Source organism: Nocardia cerradoensis NBRC 101014 (genome assembly GCF_000308535.1).
GTDB lineage: Bacteria > Actinomycetota > Actinomycetes > Mycobacteriales > Mycobacteriaceae > Nocardia > Nocardia cerradoensis.
In genome coordinates this window covers 1-21,168 of record NZ_BAFW01000032.1, presented here as the reverse complement: position 1 = coordinate 21,168, position 21,168 = coordinate 1, and the positions used below count along the sequence as shown (strand labels likewise).

17 protein-coding genes and 1 pseudogene are annotated in these 21,168 nt (G+C 66.2%); 10 read left to right on the top strand and 8 right to left on the bottom strand.

Features of this window, described 5'->3' with window-relative positions:
- The first annotated feature begins 36 nt into the window (after positions 1 to 36).
- The 3 genes from ON23_RS04580 to ON23_RS04570 all read left to right on the top strand — a co-directional run bounded on the left by ON23_RS04580 (position 37) and on the right by ON23_RS04570 (position 4,158).
- Positions 37 to 1,647, top strand: coding sequence for a serine/threonine-protein kinase (locus ON23_RS04580; RefSeq protein WP_039776575.1), 1,611 nt, complete (start codon positions 37 to 39; stop codon positions 1,645 to 1,647).
- 92 nt (positions 1,648 to 1,739) lie between these two features.
- A complete protein-coding gene (locus ON23_RS04575) occupies positions 1,740 to 2,960 on the top strand; it encodes a DUF7373 family lipoprotein (protein ID WP_039776574.1) in 1,221 nt (406 codons plus the stop codon).
- A gap of 100 nt (positions 2,961 to 3,060) precedes the next feature.
- The gene (locus tag ON23_RS04570; RefSeq protein ID WP_157170161.1) at positions 3,061 to 4,158 is read left to right on the top strand and encodes a DUF7373 family lipoprotein; all 1,098 of its coding nucleotides are present in this window, start codon (positions 3,061 to 3,063) and stop codon (positions 4,156 to 4,158) included.
- Positions 4,159 to 4,268: 110 nt separating this feature from the next.
- Here ON23_RS04570 and ON23_RS04565 read toward each other — a convergent pair whose 3' ends face one another.
- From ON23_RS04565 to ON23_RS04555, 3 genes are all read right to left on the bottom strand, one after another.
- Positions 4,269 to 4,574, bottom strand: coding sequence for a WXG100 family type VII secretion target (locus tag ON23_RS04565; protein WP_039776572.1), 306 nt, complete (start codon positions 4,572 to 4,574; stop codon positions 4,269 to 4,271).
- A gap of 55 nt (positions 4,575 to 4,629) precedes the next feature.
- Positions 4,630 to 4,944 (bottom strand): WXG100 family type VII secretion target, encoded by a 315-nt coding sequence (locus ON23_RS04560; protein ID WP_039776571.1) that lies wholly within the window; start codon positions 4,942 to 4,944, stop codon positions 4,630 to 4,632.
- A gap of 437 nt (positions 4,945 to 5,381) precedes the next feature.
- Complete coding sequence (locus ON23_RS04555) at positions 5,382 to 9,428, bottom strand: type VII secretion protein EccC (RefSeq protein WP_039776570.1); 4,047 nt, start codon at positions 9,426 to 9,428, stop codon at positions 5,382 to 5,384.
- A gap of 159 nt (positions 9,429 to 9,587) precedes the next feature.
- Here ON23_RS04555 and eccD point away from each other — a divergent pair, with 159 nt between their 5' ends.
- A complete protein-coding gene (gene eccD / locus ON23_RS04550; protein ID WP_039776569.1) occupies positions 9,588 to 11,054 on the top strand; it encodes a type VII secretion integral membrane protein EccD in 1,467 nt (488 codons plus the stop codon).
- A gap of 7 nt (positions 11,055 to 11,061) precedes the next feature.
- A complete protein-coding gene (gene mycP / locus ON23_RS04545; protein WP_244970181.1) occupies positions 11,062 to 12,477 on the top strand; it encodes a type VII secretion-associated serine protease mycosin in 1,416 nt (471 codons plus the stop codon).
- A gap of 3 nt (positions 12,478 to 12,480) precedes the next feature.
- Here the strand turns inward: mycP and ON23_RS04540 are convergent, their stop codons facing one another.
- Positions 12,481 to 13,023 carry a pyridoxamine 5'-phosphate oxidase family protein gene (locus ON23_RS04540; protein ID WP_039776590.1) on the bottom strand — a complete coding sequence of 181 codons (543 nt, stop codon included), beginning with the start codon at positions 13,021 to 13,023 and terminating at the stop codon, positions 12,481 to 12,483.
- Between ON23_RS04540 and ON23_RS37720 the strand changes: the two genes are divergently transcribed.
- The gene (locus ON23_RS37720) at positions 13,022 to 13,174 is read left to right on the top strand and encodes a hypothetical protein (protein WP_157170160.1); all 153 of its coding nucleotides are present in this window, start codon (positions 13,022 to 13,024) and stop codon (positions 13,172 to 13,174) included. The two genes, ON23_RS04540 and ON23_RS37720, sit on opposite strands and share 2 nt — an antisense overlap.
- Positions 13,175 to 13,232: 58 nt before the next feature.
- A complete protein-coding gene (locus ON23_RS04535) occupies positions 13,233 to 14,507 on the top strand; it encodes an MFS transporter (protein ID WP_039776568.1) in 1,275 nt (424 codons plus the stop codon).
- Between the two features lie 10 nt (positions 14,508 to 14,517).
- Here ON23_RS04535 and eccB read toward each other — a convergent pair whose 3' ends face one another.
- Positions 14,518 to 16,026: a type VII secretion protein EccB gene (gene eccB, locus ON23_RS04530; RefSeq protein ID WP_039776565.1), complete on the bottom strand. Its 1,509-nt coding sequence runs from the start codon at positions 16,024 to 16,026 to the stop codon at positions 14,518 to 14,520.
- 113 nt (positions 16,027 to 16,139) lie between these two features.
- Here eccB and eccE point away from each other — a divergent pair, with 113 nt between their 5' ends.
- Positions 16,140 to 17,816, top strand: coding sequence for a type VII secretion protein EccE (eccE, locus tag ON23_RS04525; RefSeq protein ID WP_051041990.1), 1,677 nt, complete (start codon positions 16,140 to 16,142; stop codon positions 17,814 to 17,816).
- 51 nt (positions 17,817 to 17,867) lie between these two features.
- Here the strand turns inward: eccE and ON23_RS04520 are convergent, their stop codons facing one another.
- Positions 17,868 to 18,428: an NADPH-dependent FMN reductase gene (locus tag ON23_RS04520; protein ID WP_039776564.1), complete on the bottom strand. Its 561-nt coding sequence runs from the start codon at positions 18,426 to 18,428 to the stop codon at positions 17,868 to 17,870.
- 162 nt (positions 18,429 to 18,590) lie between these two features.
- Here ON23_RS04520 and ON23_RS04515 point away from each other — a divergent pair, with 162 nt between their 5' ends.
- Positions 18,591 to 19,583, top strand: coding sequence for a GAF domain-containing protein (locus ON23_RS04515; protein ID WP_039776563.1), 993 nt, complete (start codon positions 18,591 to 18,593; stop codon positions 19,581 to 19,583).
- 29 nt (positions 19,584 to 19,612) lie between these two features.
- On the opposite strand, the gene ON23_RS04510 is transcribed toward ON23_RS04515, so the two are convergent.
- Positions 19,613 to 20,422, bottom strand: a complete 810-nt coding sequence (locus ON23_RS04510; protein WP_039776588.1) for an S-methyl-5'-thioadenosine phosphorylase — start codon at positions 20,420 to 20,422, stop codon at positions 19,613 to 19,615.
- A 132-nt stretch (positions 20,423 to 20,554) separates the two neighbouring features.
- Here ON23_RS04510 and ON23_RS04505 point away from each other — a divergent pair, with 132 nt between their 5' ends.
- Complete coding sequence (locus ON23_RS04505) at positions 20,555 to 20,905, top strand: metal-sensitive transcriptional regulator (protein WP_373282163.1); 351 nt, start codon at positions 20,555 to 20,557, stop codon at positions 20,903 to 20,905.
- Positions 20,906 to 20,967: 62 nt separating this feature from the next.
- Here the strand turns inward: ON23_RS04505 and ON23_RS04500 are convergent.
- Positions 20,968 to 21,168, bottom strand: a pseudogene (locus ON23_RS04500) (LLM class F420-dependent oxidoreductase); the annotation flags it as partial.

The window sequence follows — 21,168 nt, the reverse complement described above, 5'->3', positions numbered from 1 at the left end:
TACGCGGCCCGCCGAACTACCAGGAGTTTGTTACAGATGGTGATGAGTCCCGGCACCATCGTCGGTGGGTATCGGATCGTTCGCCAGCTGGGCGCCGGCGGGATGGGCACGGTGTATCTCGCCAAACATCCCAGCCTTCCGCGCATGGACGCCATCAAGGTCCTCAGCGGCGAACTCTCGTCCAACCACGAATTCCGGGGCCGATTCGAACGCGAGGCCAATCTCGCTGCCGGTCTGGACCATCCGAATATCGTGTCGGTCTACAACCGCGGTGAAGAGCACGGCCAGTTGTGGATCGCCATGCAGTACGTCGACGGCACCGACGCCTCGGCCGAACTGGCCCGCGACCCGCATTCGATGACTCCGCTGCGCGCGCTGCGCATCGTCACCGAGGTCGGCAAGGGCCTGGACTACGCGCACCGCCGCGGGCTCCTGCACCGCGACGTCAAACCCGCGAACTTCCTGCTGTCGGTCCCCGAGGACGACGACGAGGAACGTGTCCTGCTCACCGATTTCGGCGTCGCCAAATCGACCGACGACGCGACCGAACTCACCCAGACCGGCAGCTTCGTCGCGACCATCGCCTACGCGCCGCCGGAACAACTCCAAGGCATGGCCGTCGACAGCCGCGCCGACATCTACAGCCTGGGCTGCGCGTTCTACAAGCTGATCACCGGCCAGAACCCGTACCCCGCAACCCAACCCGCGATGGTCATGATGGGGCATCTCTACGAGCCCCCACCCCGCGCCACTGCCGTCAACTCCGGCCTCCCGCCCGCGATCGACCACGTCTTCGCGCGTGCCCTGGCGAAGAATCCCGCCGACCGCTTCGCCAGCTGCCGTGAACTCACCGACGCCGCCGCGAACGCCCTCACCCCCGGCCACACCCCGGTCCGCACCACTACCTCCCCGACCTACCCCATCCAGGTCTTCGACCCCCGCCCGCAGACCGACCCCCGCACCCCCCTCCCCCACCAGCCCCAATCCGGAATCCGGACCCAGACCGGCCCCCGCCCCGACCCCGACCTCTCCCGCCTCCTCGAACCGAAACCCAAGAGCCGCAAACCCCTGATCCTCGGCGGAGTCGGCGCACTCGTCGCCGTGGCCTTGGCCGCCGGCATCGGAGTCTGGGCGACACAGGGCAATTCGGGCGGGACGGGGCCGACGACCACGTCGGCATCGGCGGCAGCGACGACGGCCGTTACGGCCTACACGTCAGTGCCCCAAGCGCGGGCGGCGAATCCGGCGTTCGCGGGCAAGACCATCACGATGTTGGATGTGACCGGTGAGAAGACCTTCAGCGTCTATCTCGGCGGCACATCCCAATCGAAGTTCATGGAAGACCTCGGCTTCGTCTACAACCTGCAGTATCAGAAGAGCGGCGACGAACCGTCACCGCGCCCCATCACGGACCAGTACCCGGAACTCCAGGCGTCGGCCGACAGCTACATCCTCGCCGTGCGCAGCGATCCGAAAGCGGGCGGCGGGGGTCTGCTCGGCTTGCCGTACAGCATCGCGAGCGCGCGAGCAACGGTGATCCCTCTCGACGATCCCGTTGCCGTATCCGCCATGCGGAACTGGACTCCGACGTCGGAGCAGACCCTGCTGGAAAAACTGGTGCCGATTCTGCACAACCAGGTGAAATAGGCCCGACGTCGAAAGTCCGTGTCGGTGACAACCGTCCACGACTTGCGGCTGGATCGTCGGGCCGCGCAAGATCCGAAAACAAGGGGGGAGCATTGAAATCACCGACCGTAGCCGCCAAGATCATCGCGGCGATCGGACTGGCCGCCGCCACCGCGATGTCGTCGGCATGCGGAACCGACACGGACGCAACGAAAGTCACCGACCCGGTCGTCGATCTCGCCCAACTCGACGTCGGCGGATACAGCACCAAACCGGTCGACCTCGGTCTGCCCAAGAACATGTATGTCGCACGCTTCATGGAAGCCAACCGGCTGGGGAACGTCCTTCCGCTGCCGTATGAGGTGGATCCGAAGCTCACTGTGGGTGAAAGTAGCGATACACACGCATTTCTCGACGTCGGTCCCGAATTCCACCTGAGCGAGATGTTTCGTTGGCTCCACGAAGAGACCTTCAATGACGCCGCCAAGAACTACGTGGCCGGGTTTTCGACGTTGGGCAGCTCCAACGAGGCCTACAGCCTTTCGTACGAACTCGTGAACTCGGTTCTCCTCTTCACAGACAACGAATCCGCCCGAAACGCAGCTGAACAACTGTCGAAAGCGGAGTTCTACAAAGACGGTCCGACCGAGCAGACGACGTTGCCGAAGTATCCGGCATCCATTGCGAAATGGCGACCGGTGCAGCAAGTGCTGGCATCATGGACGGTCGACGACAGGTACGTGATCGTGACGATCGCCGACAACTACGAAAACAGCGAGCTGGGAGTTTCGGATCTGCCGTTTCTGTCCGATCTTTCCCAGAAATCCATCGCCGCCAGCATCGATGCATTGCGAAACTTCACGCCTACGCCGGTTGCCGACCTGATGAAGGTTCCCGTCGATCCGGACAAACTGAGAGGCCGCGCACTTCGTCGCCCGGAGGGCGACTCGTTCGCGAATGTTCCAGGAATTTTCGATCTGCGCGGCGCTCTACAATTGGCAGCCGAACCTCGAGCGACAGAGAAACTATACCGAGACAACGGCGTAGATCGCGTCGCCTTCGACGCCGGCGAATTGCTTCAGGCAAAGGATAGCGAAGCCGCCCAGAAGATCTTCGAAAGTCGTACGCATCCGGATAAATTCATGCATGTGGTCGATCCGCCCAAGAATCTTCCCAATGCTGTATGTCTGCAATACAAAGGTCCGGAAATCAACGTGCGCTACTACTGCCATGTACGTTACCAGCGATACTCCGCGATTGTATGGTCGCAGCAACTCCGAGACGCGCAGCAGCGAATATCGGCGCAGTACGCGATCCTGGCGAACAGCAAGTAGGTGGGGTATGAGGATTCTACGAACAGTCGGCGCGACATCCGTCGCGGTAGCATTGGCATTTTCGTTGTCTTCTTGCGGCTCGAACAGGGTGGGCACACCAGTGGCAGCGGAGATGGATGTTCGCAAACTGGAAATCGGCAGCTATTCCGCCGACTCCGGCGACGTGCTGTATCGATATATCCCGAGCATGTACTTCGGCAGGGAATTGGCAGCCATGCGGCTGTCGGACTCCATCGCCAACGGCAGCGACATCGATCCCAGCTTGACCTACGAAAGCGGCGCAGCGATCAACGATCCGAAAGATCAGCTGAACGCAGACATCTCCGCTCCGTTCATATCGGCACTCGAAACCAACGGGATGCTGTACGGCCTCAAGATGGATAAGCGCCAAGGTGAGGATGACCGACCCGCCGACGGCGACAAAGCGGTCGGCATAACCGTGTACCAGTTTCCGGACGAAAACTCCGCGAAAGCTGCGGCCAGAGCTTTCGAAGACGCTGATTTTTCGGTAGCGAAGGACCAGAACGAGGCCGTTCACCTCGACAAGTATCCCGATGCTCTGTCACATTGGCGGCCCGGTATCCGCACAATCGGTTCGAGAGTGGCCGCGGGCAATTACATGCTGGACATATTCGCCCGAGCGCCGAAGCCGGAATTGCCGGAACTGAGTTCCTTACTGCAGCGTATATATGACGTACAGTTGCCGCTCCTACGCAATCTGCCACCGCTGACCAAACGAGATATCCTGCATCTGCCGTACGATCCGGAGGGAATGCTTCGCCGAGCCTTCGCGCCCAAGGGGTTCTACGGCCCTAATCTGTCCGTCTCCGGCTACTTCACGGCCCACGCGGCTCGCAATTTCACCGATCCGGACGGGAAATCTCTCCTGCAAACGGGAAACGTCGATGCCGTCGCAACGGTTTCCGGCGTCACGAAGCTGTGGCGATCGCGCGATACGGCCGGGGCCAAAGCCTTGTACGAAGAACTGCGTCGCCGCGTGAAAGACCCGATCGACCCGCCCAAGGGTGTGCCGGATTCGTTCTGCGAAAAGAACGCGAATTCATATTCCTGGAGCGACGACCGATTTCGATGCTTCGTGCGATACGACCGATACGTCGCCCGCGTAATCAGCGCGCAGGTTCTGGATACTCAACAACGCGCTGCCGCACAGTACGCAGTGCTCGCCAATAGTTGGTAGCTCTGCCCGATCGTATTCCGGGCAACAGGAACGGAATAGACAAGAGCCGACCGCGCACCCTCTCAGGAGTGCGCGGTCGGCTCGGCTCACACGGTCGGCACGAACGCCGATCAGCCTGCGATCAACTTGGCGGCCAGGACGTCGGCGCCCTGCATCTGCTCGCCGGAGTTCACGGTGTGAGTACCGAGCTGAGCCAGCGAAGCGCTGAGCTCGTCGGACTGCTGACGCCAGTTCTGCTGCACGCTTTGGAACGCGTGGGCAGCGTCACTGCCGGTCCAGTGCGAGGTGATGAAGTCCTGGAACTTCTTCTCCATGTCTTCGAGCGCGGCAGTGATGTTCATCGCCTCACTCTTGATACCGGTACCGGCATCGTCGATGGTTCCGAAGTCGTAGGAAATCTGGCCGAAATCACCCATCGTTCTTCTCCTTCATGGGTTCTGCGAATGAGTTGGCGGAATGATGAAGGGCAGATCAAGCCCAGTTCAGGCTGTTGGACTGCTGGTTGAGGGCGCTCAGGTTGGTCTCTTCCATCTCCGCGTATTTCTTGCCCGCGCTCTGGAGATTCTGCGAATTCTGCATCAGGGCCTCGTTCATCTTGTTGGCCGAGGTCAAGAACTGCTCGAATGTGTTCTGGAATGCCGTGCCGGCTCCACCCTGAAAAGCCGGGCCCTGAAGGGTCGTCGCGTGATTGTGCGCGTTGGTGATCATCCTTCCGATCGCATCGTGCTTGTCCTGCATCTCCCGGACGAAGTTCGCGAGCTGCTCGGCGTCGGCGTGAAAGGGCATCGTGGCTCCTTCTATCGGTCACCGCGGGCCGCGGCGAGGAATGGTCTTGTTCCTGCTAGTGGTTTGGACGCACGAGGTGCGTCCTCGGTTCCATCGTCATGTCCCGCGCATCGGCGCAGTTCGACAGTCGATCGCATGGCTGGAATGCCTGCGGTGTGGATGTCTTGCACCTCCCCCTCTCGTGTTGAACAGCCCGTGTGCCGTCAGTCGGTCCCGCTCAGCGATGAGCATCGCGCCCCCGAGCGTTCCTGTCCTGATCGGCCGGTGGTACCTGGGGCGACGGTCCTGCTGGATATCGCGCATCAGACGTTCACACTGTCCGGATTCTGAGCCTGCCATCTTCTGCGCGGAATTTCCAGCGCCTTCGCATTTTCCGCTGTGGCCGACGGTGATGACCTCGGCCACAGCGGTTTCGGAGCAGGCGCCGGTGGCCGTCATCAGGGAGCCGGGGACCAGGCCGTCTGGATCAGGCTGTTTCCGGAACGGGCCACCAATGTGCCGCGACCGGGCGGCATTTCGCTGAGCCTGACGTTGCCGAGCAGCGCGCCCTCGTCGCGGTTGCCGCTCATCAGCAGGCCGATGGTGCCGATATCCTTCATCCGCCCGATCAGCGGCTCGTACAGCGCGCGTGACGCACCACCCGAGCGCCGGGCGATGATCAGATGGAAGCCGATGTCCTTGGCCTGTGCGAGATATTCGGTGAGGATCGACAAAGGGTTGCCGGACGGCGTGGACACCAGGTCGTAGTCGTCGACGATGACGTAGACCTCGGGGCCCGACCACCACGACCGCTCACGCAACTGCTGCTGGGTGATGTCGGGGCCGGGCATGCGGGCCTTCAGCACGCCGACCAGATCGCGCATCATCGTTTCCAGCATCTCCGCCGACGGCGCATATCCGGCGACATGGCGGCCTTCGACCACGCCGAGCAGTGTCCGGCGATAGTCGCCGATGATCAGCTTGGCGTTCTCCGGCGTATTCGAGGCGACGATGTTCAGGATGATGTTGCGCAGCACATTCGTCTTACCGCATTCGGTATCGCCGAAGATCAGCACGTGCGGTTGCTCGGCCATATTGAGGAAGACCGGCGAGAGCTCGGATTCGTTGAGGCCGATCGGGATCTGCACACACCGCGTGTACTGATCCACCGCGCCCGGCCAGCCACCGAGCACGTTGTGCAGCAGTTCGTCGCGGTTGAGCACCTCGGGCAGCATGCGCACGCGCGGCGCCGGTCGGCCCGGGGTCGAGGCGACCAGGCGTTGCACGGCATCGGCGACACCGGCGCCGAGGCTCTCGGGATTCGAATCCCCGTCCACGCGGGGCAGCGCCGTCAGCATGTGCAGCGCGTCGGGGGTCATACCGCGGCCCGGACGACCCTGCGGTACCAGCGAGGCCACCTTGCGGCCGAGATCGGAATCCATCGGATCGCCCAGGCGCAGTTCGATGCGGGTGCCGATCTGGTCCTTGAGGGCGGGGCGCGCTTCGGCCCAGCGGTTCAGCGCGATCACGATGTGCACACCGTATGAAAGACCCTGCGTCGCAAGGTTCATGATCGGCTGTTCGAGCGAATCGAAATCCTGGCGGATGGAACCGAAACCGTCGACGACCAGGAAGACGTCACCGAACGGGTCCTCGTGAGCGCCGGCCGCGGCGGGGCTGCTCGCCGGGTCGGTGCCGCGCAGGCGGCGGAAGTCGGCCATCGACTCGATACCGAGTTGGCGGAACCGCATTTCGCGCTGACGGACGATGGTCGTCATCTCGGAGATGGTGCGGCGGACCTTGTCCACATCCAGGCGGCCCGCGACCGAACCGACGTGCGGCAGGCCCTCCAAGCCCGACAGCGTGCCACCACCGAAGTCGAGGCAGTAGAACTGGACCTGTTCGGCGGTGTGGGTCAGCGACATGCCCATGACCAGCGAACGCAGCGCCGTGGACTTGCCGGACTGCGGACCGCCCACGACGGCGACATTGCCGCGGGCGCCGGACAGGTCGACCACCATGGGATCGCGACGCTGGTCGTACGGGCGGTCGACGATGCCGATCGCGGTGCGCAGGCTGGCCACCGGGTTGTATTCGCCGGTGAGGATCGAGCGCGGAATGAGCTGATCGAGGGTCGGCGCGGCGTCCAGCGGCGGGAGCCAGATCTCGTGGGCGGTGCGACCGTGGCCCTGGATGCGCGCGACCAGCATGCCGAGGTTGGAGATCTTCTCCGTGCTCTCGTCCTGCTGCACCTCTTCGACCGCACTGGGCTCGGGCGGCAACGGAATCCGGTCGCTCTTGCGGAACGCGACATGTCCGGCGACGAAAGGCCGGGCGTGGATATCGATTTCGCCACCGACGATGCCGGCCTGGGTGACCTCGCGCTGGGCGCCCCCGCCCACGTACGCGCCGGAAACGTAGGAGGCCTGGAAGCGCTGGATCTCGCCGGAGTCCGACTTCAGATATCCGCCACCGGGGCTGTTCGGCAGATTGTAGGCATCCGGCACGCCGAGAACCTGACGAGATTCGTTGGCCGAGAACGTCTTCAGGCCGATGCGGTAGGACAGATGCGATTCCAGGCCCTTGAGCTTGCCCTCCTCCAGACGCTGGGAGGCCAGCAGCAGATGGACGTGCAGCGACCGGCCGAGCCGACCGATCATGACGAACAGTTCGGCGAAATCCGGGTGCTGGCTGAGCAATTCGGAGAATTCGTCGAGCACGACGAACAGGGCGGGCAGCGGATCCAGATCGGCGCCGGCCGCACGCGCCTTCTCGTATTCGGAGACGTTGGCGAAGTTACCGGCCTGCCGCAGCACCTCCTGGCGGCGGTTCATCTCACCGGCCAGCGCGTCCTTCATACGGTCGACGAGGTCGGCCTCTTCCTCGAGGTTGGTGATGACGGCGGCGACGTGCGGGACGCCCTCCAGGCCGAGGAAGGTCGCACCACCCTTGAAGTCGACCAGCACCAGGTTCAGCTGGTCGGGTGAATGCGTCGCGAGCAGCGAAAGTACCAGTGTGCGAAGGAATTCCGACTTACCCGAACCGGTGGCACCGATGCACAGGCCGTGCGGGCCCATACCGTTCTCGGCGGCCTCCTTGATATCGAGATAGACCGGCAGGCCGTCGGCGCCCACACCGAACGGAACCCGCAGCCGGTCCCGGCCGTAGCGCGGCTTCCACCCGTTCTCCGGGTTGAAGGTGCCGATGTCGCCGAGCCCCATGAGTTGCGCCCACGAGCTGATGACCTCGGCGTTCTCCTCGACCACGGTGTCACCGCCGCGCTGAACGGGGGCCACCCGGAAGGGGGCGAGGCGCCGCGCGACCTGTTCGGCCTGCCGTGCGCTGATGCGGTCGATGAGGGCGAAGCGTTCCATGTTGCCGGTGGCGCCGCGGCCGACGCATTCGCCGTTCTCGACGACCATCTGGATGCCGCGCGAAACCGCCAGGCGCGGAGCGTAACTGCACAGATCGATGATGGTGACGCCCTCGTAGCCGGATTCCCGCAGCGAATCCTCTTCGGCCTCGAGCAGGCCACCGTCGACGATGATGACGATGTGGACCAGATTCTGATTGGCCGGCTGGTTGCGAGAATAGCGAACGCGGTTGTGCAGCAACGGGTTCAGGCCGTCGGCGAGTTCACGGACGGAACCGTAGACCATGCGCTCGGTGCCCACGCCGTCCTGGGAATCCGGATGCTGGGTGTGCGGGAGCCATTTGGTCCACTCCCATTCGGCGGCGGTGTCGGGGCCGCAGACCACCGCGACCAGAACCTGGTCCGGCGCTTGAAACATGCACAGCTGCAACAACATCGCGCGGGTCATATCGCGCGCCTGAGCGCGGTCGCCGTTGAGCTGGATGGTGGCGAAGCCCTTGACCGCGATGGCGGTGGGCAGGTCGGGGACCGTGGAATGCGTTCGCACGAAACGACGCAACGATACGGCCGCGATCGGCTCCAGTTCCTCGACGGGGCCGGTTTCCGGCGAGACCAGGCGGGTGGCCAGGCGCTGACCGCCCAGGCCGATGCGCGCGTGGCAGAAGTCCTTGTCCCCCGGACGACGTTCCCACATGCGGCTGGTGCCGGCCAGCATCCACACCAAACCCGGTTCGGGATGGCTCCATTCGACCGCCGCGCGCTGCTGGGAGGCGGTCTCGTCGACGTCCTTGCGGACCTGGTCCAGGTAGCGCAGGTAGTCCTTGCGGTCCTCGTTGGCCTCGGCGGCCTTCTGCCCCTTACCGCCCTGACCGGCGAACATGCCGACCATGGAGAAGACCATCATCATCGGGAACATCATGCTCATCGGATTGGAGGCGATACCTCCACCGCGGGTGAACATGATGGCCATCATTCCGACCATGCCGACGACCATCACGACGGGCATGAGTTTGCCCATCAGACTGCCCGGTATCGCGCGTGGAATCTCCGGCGGCGGTTGCAGTGTCACTTCGCCGCCCGGTGACCTCGGAACCTCCCGGCGCGCACGACGCTGGAACCTGACAGTGCTCATCGACGGAAGATCCCCCTTCGGCGGCTGTACTGCGGACTCAGTGTAGAGGCAGCGGCCGACATGTCGTACAGTTCGACCAGCATTCTGCACGGACCGGCCGCGCGACCGCAAACCGGAGCGCATGCTGAAACACCAGGTAGAGACGGAGTTGGGGGAAGCGTGACGCACGCGCGACTGGACCATATCGAAGAGGATTCGAGCCGCGGAATCGTCCGGGCGCCCGATCTGGCGCGGGTGACAATTCTGGCCAAGCACACGCAGGTCGATATGGCGATTCCGGTCGACGTTCCGGTCGCCCTGGTCATTCCGAGCGTGGTCGACATGGTGGCGCAGCACAGTCGCACCAACGATTTCGACAACAGCGGCGAACAATTCCAGCCCGCCGAATGGGTGCTGGCACGCATCGGGCAGCCGCCGTTCTCCAACTCGCTCAGCCTGGGCGAACAGGGTGTGCGCGACGGCGAACTGCTCATGCTGGAAAGCGCCGACCACGTCGCGCCCAGTCCGCTGTTCGACGACATCATGTACAACGTCGCGATCGCCGACGCCGACCACTTCCGCAGCTGGTCACCGCGGGTCGCGCGGATCACCGGTTCGATCATCGCGATCCTGACCATGCTCGCCGGATGCACGGGCCTGCTCGCCGCTCCGGATGCGATGGCGGGCTGGATCACCGGGTCCATCGCCGCGGTGCTGACGATTCTGCTGGTGGTGGCCGGCACGGTGATGAGCCGCATGTACGGCGACACCGCCTCCGCGCTGGTGCTCGGCGGCTGCGCGCTGCCGAGCGCGTTCGCCGCGGGCATGTTGATCGTGCCCGACCACTACGGCTGGGCGAATCTGCTGCTCGGCTCGGTCCTCGTCGGCGCGACGGCACTGCTGGCCTGGCGCGTCAGCGGCGTCGGACTGACTCTGTTCATCGGCGCCGCAACACTTTCCGTGTTCGCCATCCCCGCTGCATTGGTCGGCCTGCTGACCTCACAGCCGGTCAAGGCCATCGGCGCGGTCGCGGCCGCGCTCGCGCTCGGCGCGCTGTCGCTGGCACCGCGAGTGTCGATGCTGCTCGCGAAACTGCCTCTGCCGCCGGTACCTTCGCCCGGCACTCCGATCGATCCGACCGAGGACGATCCCGACGACCACCGCGCACTGCCCACCATGGATGTACTGCGCACGAAATCCGAACGCGCCCGGATGTATCTGGCCGGCCTGGTCGGCGCGACCACCCTGGTGACCGTGATCGGCGCGCTGGCCTCGACCGATCCGTCCGCGGACAGCCCCTACTGGCCCGGTATCGCACTGGCGCTGGTCTGCGCGGTGGTGCTGATGTTCCGCAGCCGCACCTACGTCAGCGCCGAGCTGGCGGTGGTACTGCTCGCCGGCGGTGCGGCCATTCTGCTGATCATGACGGTCGGCGCGGCCTTCGTGGTGGAACAGCCGCTCGCGGTGTTCGGCGCCGCCATGGTGATGCTCATCGCCGCGCTGATCCTGGGCACGATCGTGCCGAACCAGTCGGCGACGCCGCCGATGCGCCGCGCCGTGGAGCTGCTGGAATACGGCTTCGTGGCCGCCGTCCTGCCGCTGGTGTTCTGGGTAGCCGAGCTGTACACGCTCGTTCGATCGCTCTGAGCCGCGCATGAATCCGAAAATGTTCGGGCGCAGGGTAATTCGGGTCGCGGCCGTCGTCGCGGTGCTGGGTCTGAGCGCCTCGACGGGTGCGGGCGCCGCGATCGCGGACAAACCGGTGGTGAACCCCGGAGCGTTGCCGTCCGGCGGTAATCCGGCCCCGCCGGATGCCACGGAGCAGCCGGCGAATTCGCCCTGCGCCAGTACCAGCACCGGCGGGGACGGTCCGACCGTGCCGACCGCGCAGCGCAGTCTGGAACTGGACAAAGCGTGGCAGTTCTCCAGTGGCGCAGGGCAATTGGTGGCGGTGATCGATACCGGCGTGATGCGCCATCCCCGGCTGCCGGGCATCATCCCGGGCGGCGACTACGTCTCCGCCGGCGACGGCACCGACGACTGCGACGCGCACGGGACCTTCGTGGCGGGCATCATCGCCGCGACTCGTCTGTCGACACAGGGCTTTTCGGGTGTGGCCCCGCAGGCGCAGATTCTGAGCATCCGGCAGACCTCGAGCTACTTCCAGAAGAAGGGCGCCGGACGCGACAAGGGTCCCGACGCCATGCCCGAGGGGTACGGGACCACCCACACGCTGGCCCAGGCGGTGCGCCGCGCCGCCGATATGGGTGCGACGGTCATCAACATGTCCGAGGTGGCCTGCCAGGCCGGGGTGATTCCCGACGACGACCTCGGCGCCGCGGTGCATTACGCCGCTGTCGAGAGGAACGTCGTGGTCGTGACGGCCGCGGGCAACAACGACAAATGCAAGGGGACCAATCCGGTCATCGATCCGCTGGATCCGAGCGCGGATCCGTGGACCAAGGTCGATATGAACGTCTCGCCCGCGCGCTGGGACGACTACGTGCTGTCGGTCGGCTCGATCGACGACAACGGCCAGCCCTCGAAGTTCACCGTGCCCGGCCCGTGGGTCGGTGTCGCGGCACCCGGCGAGAATCTGACCTCGCTCGACCCGCACTGGGACGATCCGCACAGCAAGGGGACGGCGGTCGCGAAGGTGGATCAGCAGGGCAAGGCCGAGCCGATCTCCGGAACCAGTTTCGCCTCACCGTATGTCGCGGGCGTGGCGGCCCTGGTCCGTGCCCGATTTCCGGAGCTCAGCGCGCTCGACGTGATCAAGCGCATCGAGGCCACCGCCCACGCGCCCGCGGAGGGGTGGAATCCGTATGTCGGATACGGTGCGGTCGACCCGGTGGCCGCGCTGACCGCGCAGGTTCCGAACTCGTTGCCGCCCAAGCGGCCCAGTGCCGCCGAGAGCCGGCAGCTTCCGGTGCCGACCACGCCCCCGGCTCCCGATCACACCTCCCGCAATGTGGCGCTGATCGGAACCGGTGTCATCGGCGTGCTCGCCGTGCTCGGATATCTCGCCTCGTTCCCGCTGCGCCGCCGCTTCGGCGACCGCGGCGAGTGAGGTTCACCGCGGCTCGTCGAAGCGCCAGCGGGTCGCCCCGCCCGGCTCGACCGTCGACAGCGCCGTCGCCGCGCGCGCCACGATGCGGTAGACGTACCAGGGCGGCGGGCCGGCCGAGGGCGCGCTGAAGTCGGCGGTCAGGGCCGCGCCGGAATCGTCGACCCGGCACGGCCATCCCTCGCCGGCCCAGTCGGCGGCCCGCTGCGCCACCGTCGCCGGGTCGGTGACGCGTTCGGCGGTGCCGTTCACGCTGAGGTCGAACGTGTCCAGCGCGACGCTGAGCGTGCAGCGCGGATCACGAGAGATGTTGCGGGCCTTGCGTGTTCGCGGGCCGGTCTCGAACCAGAAGGCGCCGTCCACCCAGAGCGCGCCCACCGCGGTGACATGCGGGCTGCCGTCCGGATCGATCGTGGCCAGCCAGCAGGTGTGCCGATCGGGGCCACCTGTGCCGGGCGCCTGGGGGAATCCGGCGTTCAAACCGGCCACGACGGCGGACCAGTCCAGCGGATCGAGGTCGTACAGTTCGGCGAGGTTGGTCGTCTGCATGGTGTCCATGGTGTTGCGACGAGGCGCGACCGTCGGATTCATCGCCGGGCGCGCCGTCAATTCGTCCGTTATAGGCGATATGCCCTGGTCGGCGGCGGTGAATCCGTCCAAGATCGACACGAGCAGCGCGGCGATGACTCAGTATTTCTGACAGCGGCGGTCCAGCGGTACGGCCGTCGCGGGTCGTCGCACGAGGGGCAGGAACAGCCATGACAGTCGCCGGCAGGCAACGTCTCACTCCCGATCAGCGCAATTCGTTCATCGCGGCCCAACTGGGCTGGACGATGGACGCCTTCGACTTCTTCCTGGTCGTCTTCGTCTATGCCGATATCGCCGCGTCCTTCGATATGCCGAAATCCGACGTCGCGTTCATCACCACGGCGACGCTGATCATGCGGCCGGTGGGCGCGCTGTTGTTCGGCCTCTGGGCCGACCGGGTGGGGCGGCGCATTCCGCTGATGGTCGACGTCGCGTTCTATTCGGTGATCGGGTTCCTGTGCGCGTTCGCGCCGAATTTCACTGTGCTGCTGATACTTCGGCTGCTCTACGGCATCGGCATGGGTGGCGAATGGGGACTCGGCGCGGCGCTGGCGATGGAGAAGATCCCCGCCGAGCGGCGTGGTTTCTTCTCCGGACTCCTGCAGGAGGGCTACTCGTTCGGCTATCTGCTCGCGTCCCTGGCCTCGCTGCTGGTGATGAACTGGCTCGGCCTGTCCTGGCGGTGGCTGTTCGCGCTCTCGGTGATTCCGGCCCTGATCATCCTCGTGATCCGGACCCGGGTGGGTGAATCGGAGGCGTGGGAGAGCAGCCGGGAACATATGCGGCTCACCCAGACCTCGTTGCGTGATGTGGTGATGAATCCCGTCGTGATCCGCCGCTTCGCCTATCTCGTACTCCTGATGACCGCGTTCAACTGGATGAGCCACGGCACCCAGGACGTCTACCCGACCTTCCTGTCCGCGGTCGAGAACGGCGGCGCGGGATTGTCCTCGGCGACCGCGAAATGGATTGCGGTGGTGTACAACATCGGCGCCATCATCGGTGGTCTGGTGTTCGGCAGCCTGTCGCAGAGGTACGGTCGCCGCTACACCATCATCTTCTGCGCACTGCTCGGACTACCGATCGTGCCGTTGTTCGCCTATTCGACGACCGCGGCCATGCTGTGCCTGGGATCGTTCCTGATGCAGCTGGTGGTGCAGGGCGCGTGGGGTGTCATCCCGGCGCATCTGACCGAACTGTCGCCGGACGCTATCCGCGGCTTCTATCCGGGCGTGACCTATCAGCTGGGCAATCTGCTCGCCTCGCTCAATCTGCCGATCCAGGAGCGGGTGGCCGAAAGTCACGGATATCCGTTCGCCTTGGCCGTCACCATCGTCCCGGTGCTGATAGCGGTGGCCTTCCTGACGCTGATCGGCAAGGAGGCCAAGGGGGTTCGCTTCGGCACGAACGAGAGCGCGCTACCCGAGACACCCGCCCGGCAATAGCCGGGTCCGGCTAGTTCTGCGGTTGCTGCGCCGACTGGTCCTGCTTGGAACGCACCAGCTGTTTGGCTGGATTCGGGTCCGGCGCCACGCCGTCGTGGGCCACCATGGCCTCCTGACGGCCGAGCGTCGGACCGGCGGCGAGCAGGCCGACGATCTGATACGGCGCGAGTTCGGGCTTGGCCTTGTCGGCGTCCATTCCCAGCGCCTTCTGCGCGGCGGCGTCCTTGATGCCGTAGCGCACCCCGGTGTCGGCGATGAAGAACATGCTGTCACGGCGCTGGCTGTCGGCCTCGATACCGGTGGTCTGGACGAAGAATCCGGAACCGGGCGTGGAATAGAAGGCATCCACGTTCGGACCCGAACCGTCGGCCTGGGCCAGCGGCGTGGTCTGCGCACTGTCCGGGATCGGCAGCGAATGTCCGGTCAGCACAGCCAGTTCCGCGCGCTTACTGCCGTCCGCCTTGTCGGCGGCGCCGGACAGCGGCTTCCACGACATGCATTCGATCGGCTGGTCCTTCGCATCGACGATGGCCGGCGCGGTCGTCGGATACTGCTGCACCGGAAGGGCGTTCGACGGCGGCGCCTGGGTGCTGTCGTACTGACTGATCTCGGGATTCTCCGAAGCCGTGGGATTGGAGTTGCGGATGATGTCGGCGGTCAGCGGCGAGATGGGTTGCAAACCGTCGTGCAGGACCACGTAGTACTGATCCTTGGTGTCGACGTGTACCACATCGCCGATACGGTGGTTGTTCAGTGAATACGCCGGCGTGCCACCGGGATCGACGATTTTCGGCGGCGTGATCGGCAGCACCTCGGGCACCGCGTTCAGCAGACCCGCACTGATCGGACGCGGAGTCATTCCGCGAATCCTGAGCGCCTCCGTCACCTTCGGGTCGTTCATATCGACCCGCGCGCGTTGATTGTCGTAGATCAGATAGGCGGCGTCACGCCCCTGTACCAGCAGCGCCTTACCCGAATCCAGCTTGCCGGCCTTGGAACCCAGCGACGGATCCCCGGCGAGCACCGTCGTGGTCAGGTCGCGGCTGCCGTCGTTCTTCAGCTCGTCGCAGATCGACCAGGCGCGCCCTTTGCCGCTGCTGTCGAAGTTCAGCGAGGACGGCGCACCCGGAATGCCGATCAGCGCCCCGCGCGGCTTCTTCGCCAGCTCGGATTCCTTGATGGACACCGCTTTTGCCGGTTCGCCGACCGCGAGCCGCGCCGACGCCAGATTCAACGACGGGTGCACGACACCGTCGATGACGGCGTAGACCGCGCCGGAATCCTTGCCCAGCAGGATCTTGTTGTCACCGATCGACCCCTGCGGCCGCAGCAGCGCGAGCACACCGCAGCCGGCGAGCGCGACGACGCCCAATACCAGTCCCGCGGCATAGGCGCGCGACTGCGAGCGCATCGGATCGTGCAGCATCCGCACGTCCCGGCGTACCAGGGCGTGCTCCATTCGCCTGACCAGGAAGCGATAGCCGCTCACCTGCCAGCGCGTAGTGGGCTTTGAAGGCATGAGTCCTCCCCCGAACAGTGCTCGCGTTCGCCCAACACAGTACAGTTCAGCAGGACTGAAGTTCAGCTCGGCCATCGAAGAATCGGCCGACACCGGGTACTTGGGGGACGACGATGGCCGAATCCAGCGGCACCAACAGCCGCCCGCTCCTCGGACGGATCTCGCTGCCGAATCTGCTGGCGGCACAGTTACTGGGGCTGGTCGTCGGGCTCGTCGTGCTCGCGGTCGGCGTACCCGGCTGGTACGCACTGGCCGCGGCGGTCGTGGCCGGTCTGGTGCTGCTCGTCCCGATCGGCAAGCGCACCATCGCCTCGTGGATCGCGACGGTGTGGCGGTATGTCACCCGCCAGGACTACGACCTCGGCGATACCGTCGATTTCCGTGGCCCGGACGGTCGTTCGCTCGGTCTGTACTGGGAGGGCAGCCGCGTGGTCGCCGTCGTCGAGGTGCTGCCGCCCAAGGGCGGTCTGACCCGGATCGACCGCAACACCGTGCACGCCTCGCATCTGCTGCCGCTGCCCGAGCTGGCACAGTGCCTGAGCCAGCACGACATCCTGCTGTCCGGTATCGACATCATCAGCCACGGCCACCGCAGCCGCTCCGGCACGCCCGCGGGTCCGATCTACGAATCGCTGCTCGGCCCGCTGCCCGCGACGGCGCACCGAACCGTCTGGCTCGCAATCAGTTTCGACGCACTGGCCTGTCCGGAGGCGGCGGCGCGGCGCGGCGGCGGTACGGAGGGCGCGGGCCGGGCGGTCACCATCGCGACCCAACGTATCGTGCGCGCGCTCGAGGACGCCGACTGCGCGTCCCGCGTGCTCACCGCGCCCGAGATCCGCAAGGCCGTCTGGCAGATCAGCGCCGGGGTCGACCCGCGAGCGCTCACCCACCGCTGGCGCTACGCTGAACTGGGTAACAGTGTGAACATCGGCGCGGCGGTCGATCCCAAGCAGCTGGGCTCGGATCTGCTGGCACAGCTGTGGGTCGCGCCGTCGCGGGGCACCACGGTCGCGGTCCGGCTGCGGCCGGGAAGTACGCCCGAGACGGTGAACATCGGCGCGGCCTGGCGATTGACCGCCCGGGAGCTGCCGGAGAAGACCAAGCGCAAGGGCATGGTGTCGCTGAGCGGCCGGCATCGCCAGAGTCTGCTGGCCCACCTGCCGATCGCCATCCCGGGTGTGGACGACACCGTCCCGATGAGCCAGTACCCGATCGACGTCGTCGGCGTCCTGCATCTGCCCTCGTCGGGCTGCGGTCAGCTGATCGGCTCCGACGAGGACGGTAACGGCGTCGCGGTTCGCCTTGTCGGACAGGGTATTTCGACCGTCTACGTGGCGGGCGAGTTGTATCTGGCTCAGCAGCTGGTGTTCCGCGCGCTGGCCGTCGGCGAGCGCATCCTCATCCGTACCGATCGCCCGCACGCGTGGGAGCAGCTGGTCACCACCATCGGCAATCCCGAGCGGCTCACGATCGCGGTGGAAACCCATCAGAGCGACGCCGGATTCACCGCGGCCGTGGTCGACGGTGTGCTCGCGCCCGCACCGCACGCCGGCGTAACCACGATCTACGTCACCGGCGATCCGATGGGCTGGCCGGCCACCAATCCGGATCTGTCCATCCACCAGCCGGGCGCGATCGGCAACCATGTGGTGATGCGGACCGGAACCACCCAGGTCGATCTGACGCTGGTCTCGATTCCCCGCGAAACGACCTACATCGGCAATCCACGGGGCCGCCGCCCGATGCCGCAGCAGGATCCCCGGCAGCGAATGGCGCAGGCGCACGACTAGTTTCGTCGGACATCGCGACCGGCGCACAGTCCGACGGCGCGCCCGGACCGCTCAGCCCGGATACGGGTCGGTTCTGCGGGCCGTGCGCAGATGGCGTGCCCACCACGCCCATTGCCGCAGGAGCCGCTGCGCGGCGTCGACGGCGGCGCCGTCGGCGGTGTTGCCGTCCGCGTCGAACTTACGTTTGGCCTCGTGGAAACTCACGCTCTCGCGCAGCGAGACCATGTGGATTTCCGCGACGACCTGGCGCAACTGCTCGATCGCCCGCAGGCCGCCCGACAGTCCGCCGTACCCGACGAATCCGATGGGTTTGGCCCGCCACTCGCGTTTTGCGCTGTCGAGCGCCGTCTTCAGCGAGGCGGGATAGCCGTGGTTGTACTCGGAGGTGACCGCGATGAATCCGTCCGCGGCGCCGATCCGCTCCCGGAAGGCCTCCACCTGCGGCGTCGTCGTCAGGTCGGTGGGCAGCGGAGTGTGTGCCAGATCGATGACGCCGACGTCGAGGCCGGCATACGCGCGAGCCGTGCGGAGGAACCAGTCCGCCACCACGGGCGCGAACCGCTCGGGCCGCACACTGGCGACGATGACCTCCAACCGCAGCGGATCGTCCATGGCGTCAGCCTAGTCGGCACCCGCTCGCCACACCCGAGGCCTGCTCGCCGACCGTGCCGACGGCACCGATACCCTGTGGCCCGGGCGGAAAATCTTCGAGCGCCATATCGGACGGCTGGGGCCGGCCGGGCACCGCGGATCGATCAGAAGGGGGCGAAACTCGTGATTCTCGGACATTGGTTGCTGATCGAAACACTGGACGTTCCGCCCACCTGGTCGGTGCTCGCCGTCGATACCGCACCGCGGCGCTGGAAGTCGTTGGCCCGCACCGTGCCCTCCCGGCTGATGCCGATCCTCACCGCCGCCGCCGCGAGCGGTGAGACCGTCGAGCGGCAGCTGCCGAAATCCCGTCACGCCTGGTCCGGGCACCGCGCCCGGGCGATCGCGCTGACCGGGCCCGACGACCGGGTACACGCGGTGCAGATGTGGGTGGGTCCGGGCGACCCGCCCGCGCCGCCGCCGGTCGCCACCCATCTGCTCGACGCCCGCACCCGGCGCACGGAAGTGCGGTCCGCGGGTCTGGGCCCGGCATTCGACCGCAAGCGCAGCGTCTGGATCGGGGCCGAATCCTTCGAGCATGTCGAACGTTTCGACGATGCCCTGGACCTGGCCGCGATCGTGGCCCGCGCCACCCCCGGATCCCGCTGGTGCGGCGACATCTGCGTGCGCACGCCGGACGGGCTGCGCACGTTGATGATGGCGACGCGCAACTCCGCCGCCGATCCCTACCTGTGGCGCGGCATTCTGGCCGATGTCACCGAAAGCGTTCCGCCCCAGCCCAAGTCGTTCGAGGCGGCGACGGTCGAAACGCTGGTCGGCCGCAATCCGGGAATGTATCTGGCGGTGGTCGACACCGAGCGGGTCCGGGTGATCCGGTGGATCAGCCCGCCGGTGCCGGGACTGGACTGGTCCGGCGGCACCGACGAACGCACGCTGCCACATCCCGGCGACCGGGAGCGAATCATCGCGGCGCGCACGGCGATCCGGGCCGGCGCGCCGTCGTGGACGCTGCCGAATCTGCGGCTGGCGGATACGACCGGGGGGTGGATCACCGTCGACGTGGAGGTCTCACCGCTCCCCCACGGGCCGGACGGAACCGGCACACCGCATTTCGCGCTCGCCCGGATCGATCTGCGCGGACCCGGTATCCCGTAGCGTTCGATGCGGTGCGCCGGTCCGATCCGTCAGGGCAGTTCGAACGGCAGCGCCACCCCGGCGTGCACCGTGCAGTGCTCGCAGGTCTCCGTACCCTCGACACCGGCGACCGCGCGGCGCACCAAGGTCTTGAACGGCACCAGATTGCGCTCGAATTCGGCGAAGACGGCGGCCGCGCTGACACCCTCACCGGCCTCCAGACCCGCATCGAGGTCGGTCACCAAAGCGATAGCGGCATAACACATTTCGAGTTCGCGAGCGAGCACGGATTCCGGATATCCGGTCATGTTCACCAGTTCCCACCCCTGTCCGGCGAACCAGCGGCTCTCGGCCCGGGTGGAGAAGCGCGGGCCCTGCACCACGACCATGGTGGCGGCCGACTGCATCGGCAGTTCGGGCACCGCCGCCCGCGTCGCGATCGAGCGCAGGTCGTCACAGTACGGATCGGCGAAGGAGACGTGGATACCGCCGTTGTCGAAGTAGGTCTGCGCACGGCCGGAGGTCCGGTCCACCAGTTGGTCGGGAACGGCCACGGTGCCCGGCCCCCAGTCCGCGCGCAGGCTGCCCACCGCACACGGCGCGAAGATCCGCCGCACGCCGATCGACCGCAGCGCCCACATATTGGCCTGATACGGCACCGTGTGCGGGGAGTACTCGTGCTTGCGCCCGTGCCGCGGCAGGAAGGCGACCTGGCGGCCCTCGACCTCCCCGACCGTGATCGGCGCGCTCGGTACACCATAGGGTGTCTCGACCTCGAGAGTGGTCGCGTCGTCGCCGAAGAAATCGTAGAAGCCGCTACCGCCGATGATGGCCAGCGCGGGGCGGGGATCCGAACTCATACCCGCAATTCTCGCGTACGCCGCGGCGGCGGCCCCCGCCGCCTCACCCCACACCGGCTACCCTGACAGTACCCCTCGAATAATGTACCCTAGGGGGGTATGAACCACCAGGGCGGGAGCGAGGAACAGCCGGTGAGCGAGGATCAGATCAACACGGTTCGAACGGCCGAGGCCGCCGCGGAACCCGGGCACGACCACGCCACCCACGGCTACATCACCGCCAAGGACGACTACCTCAAGCGGCTGCGCCGGATCGAGGGCCAGGCGCGCGGCCTGCAGCGCATGGTCGAAGAGGAGAAGTACTGCATCGACATCCTCACCCAGGTCTCGGCCATGACCAAGGCCCTGCAGGCGGTGGCCATGGGCCTGCTGGAGGACCACATCAGTCACTGCGTGGTCGATGCCGCGGTCCAGGGCGGACCCGAGGCCGACGCCAAGATCAAGGAGGCCACCGACGCCATCGCGCGGCTGGTCCGCTCGTGAGCGTCGACGGTATTCCTCGCGACCGCCGCTGACCTCGGCGGCGGCGGCCGCGAGGGAGACGATCAGACTCGCGCGGCGAGCACCGGGGCCAGCGCGCGCAGCACCCCGATGTGGTCCTCGTCGGTGACCTGGATGGCCACCTGATCGGCACCGGCCTTCAGATGCTCGATCAGCGCGTCGGCGATCTGCTCGGCCGTGCCGTGCAATGCCAGCGCGTCGATCAGCCGGTCGCTGCCGGGCGGCGTCAGATCCTCGTCGTCGAA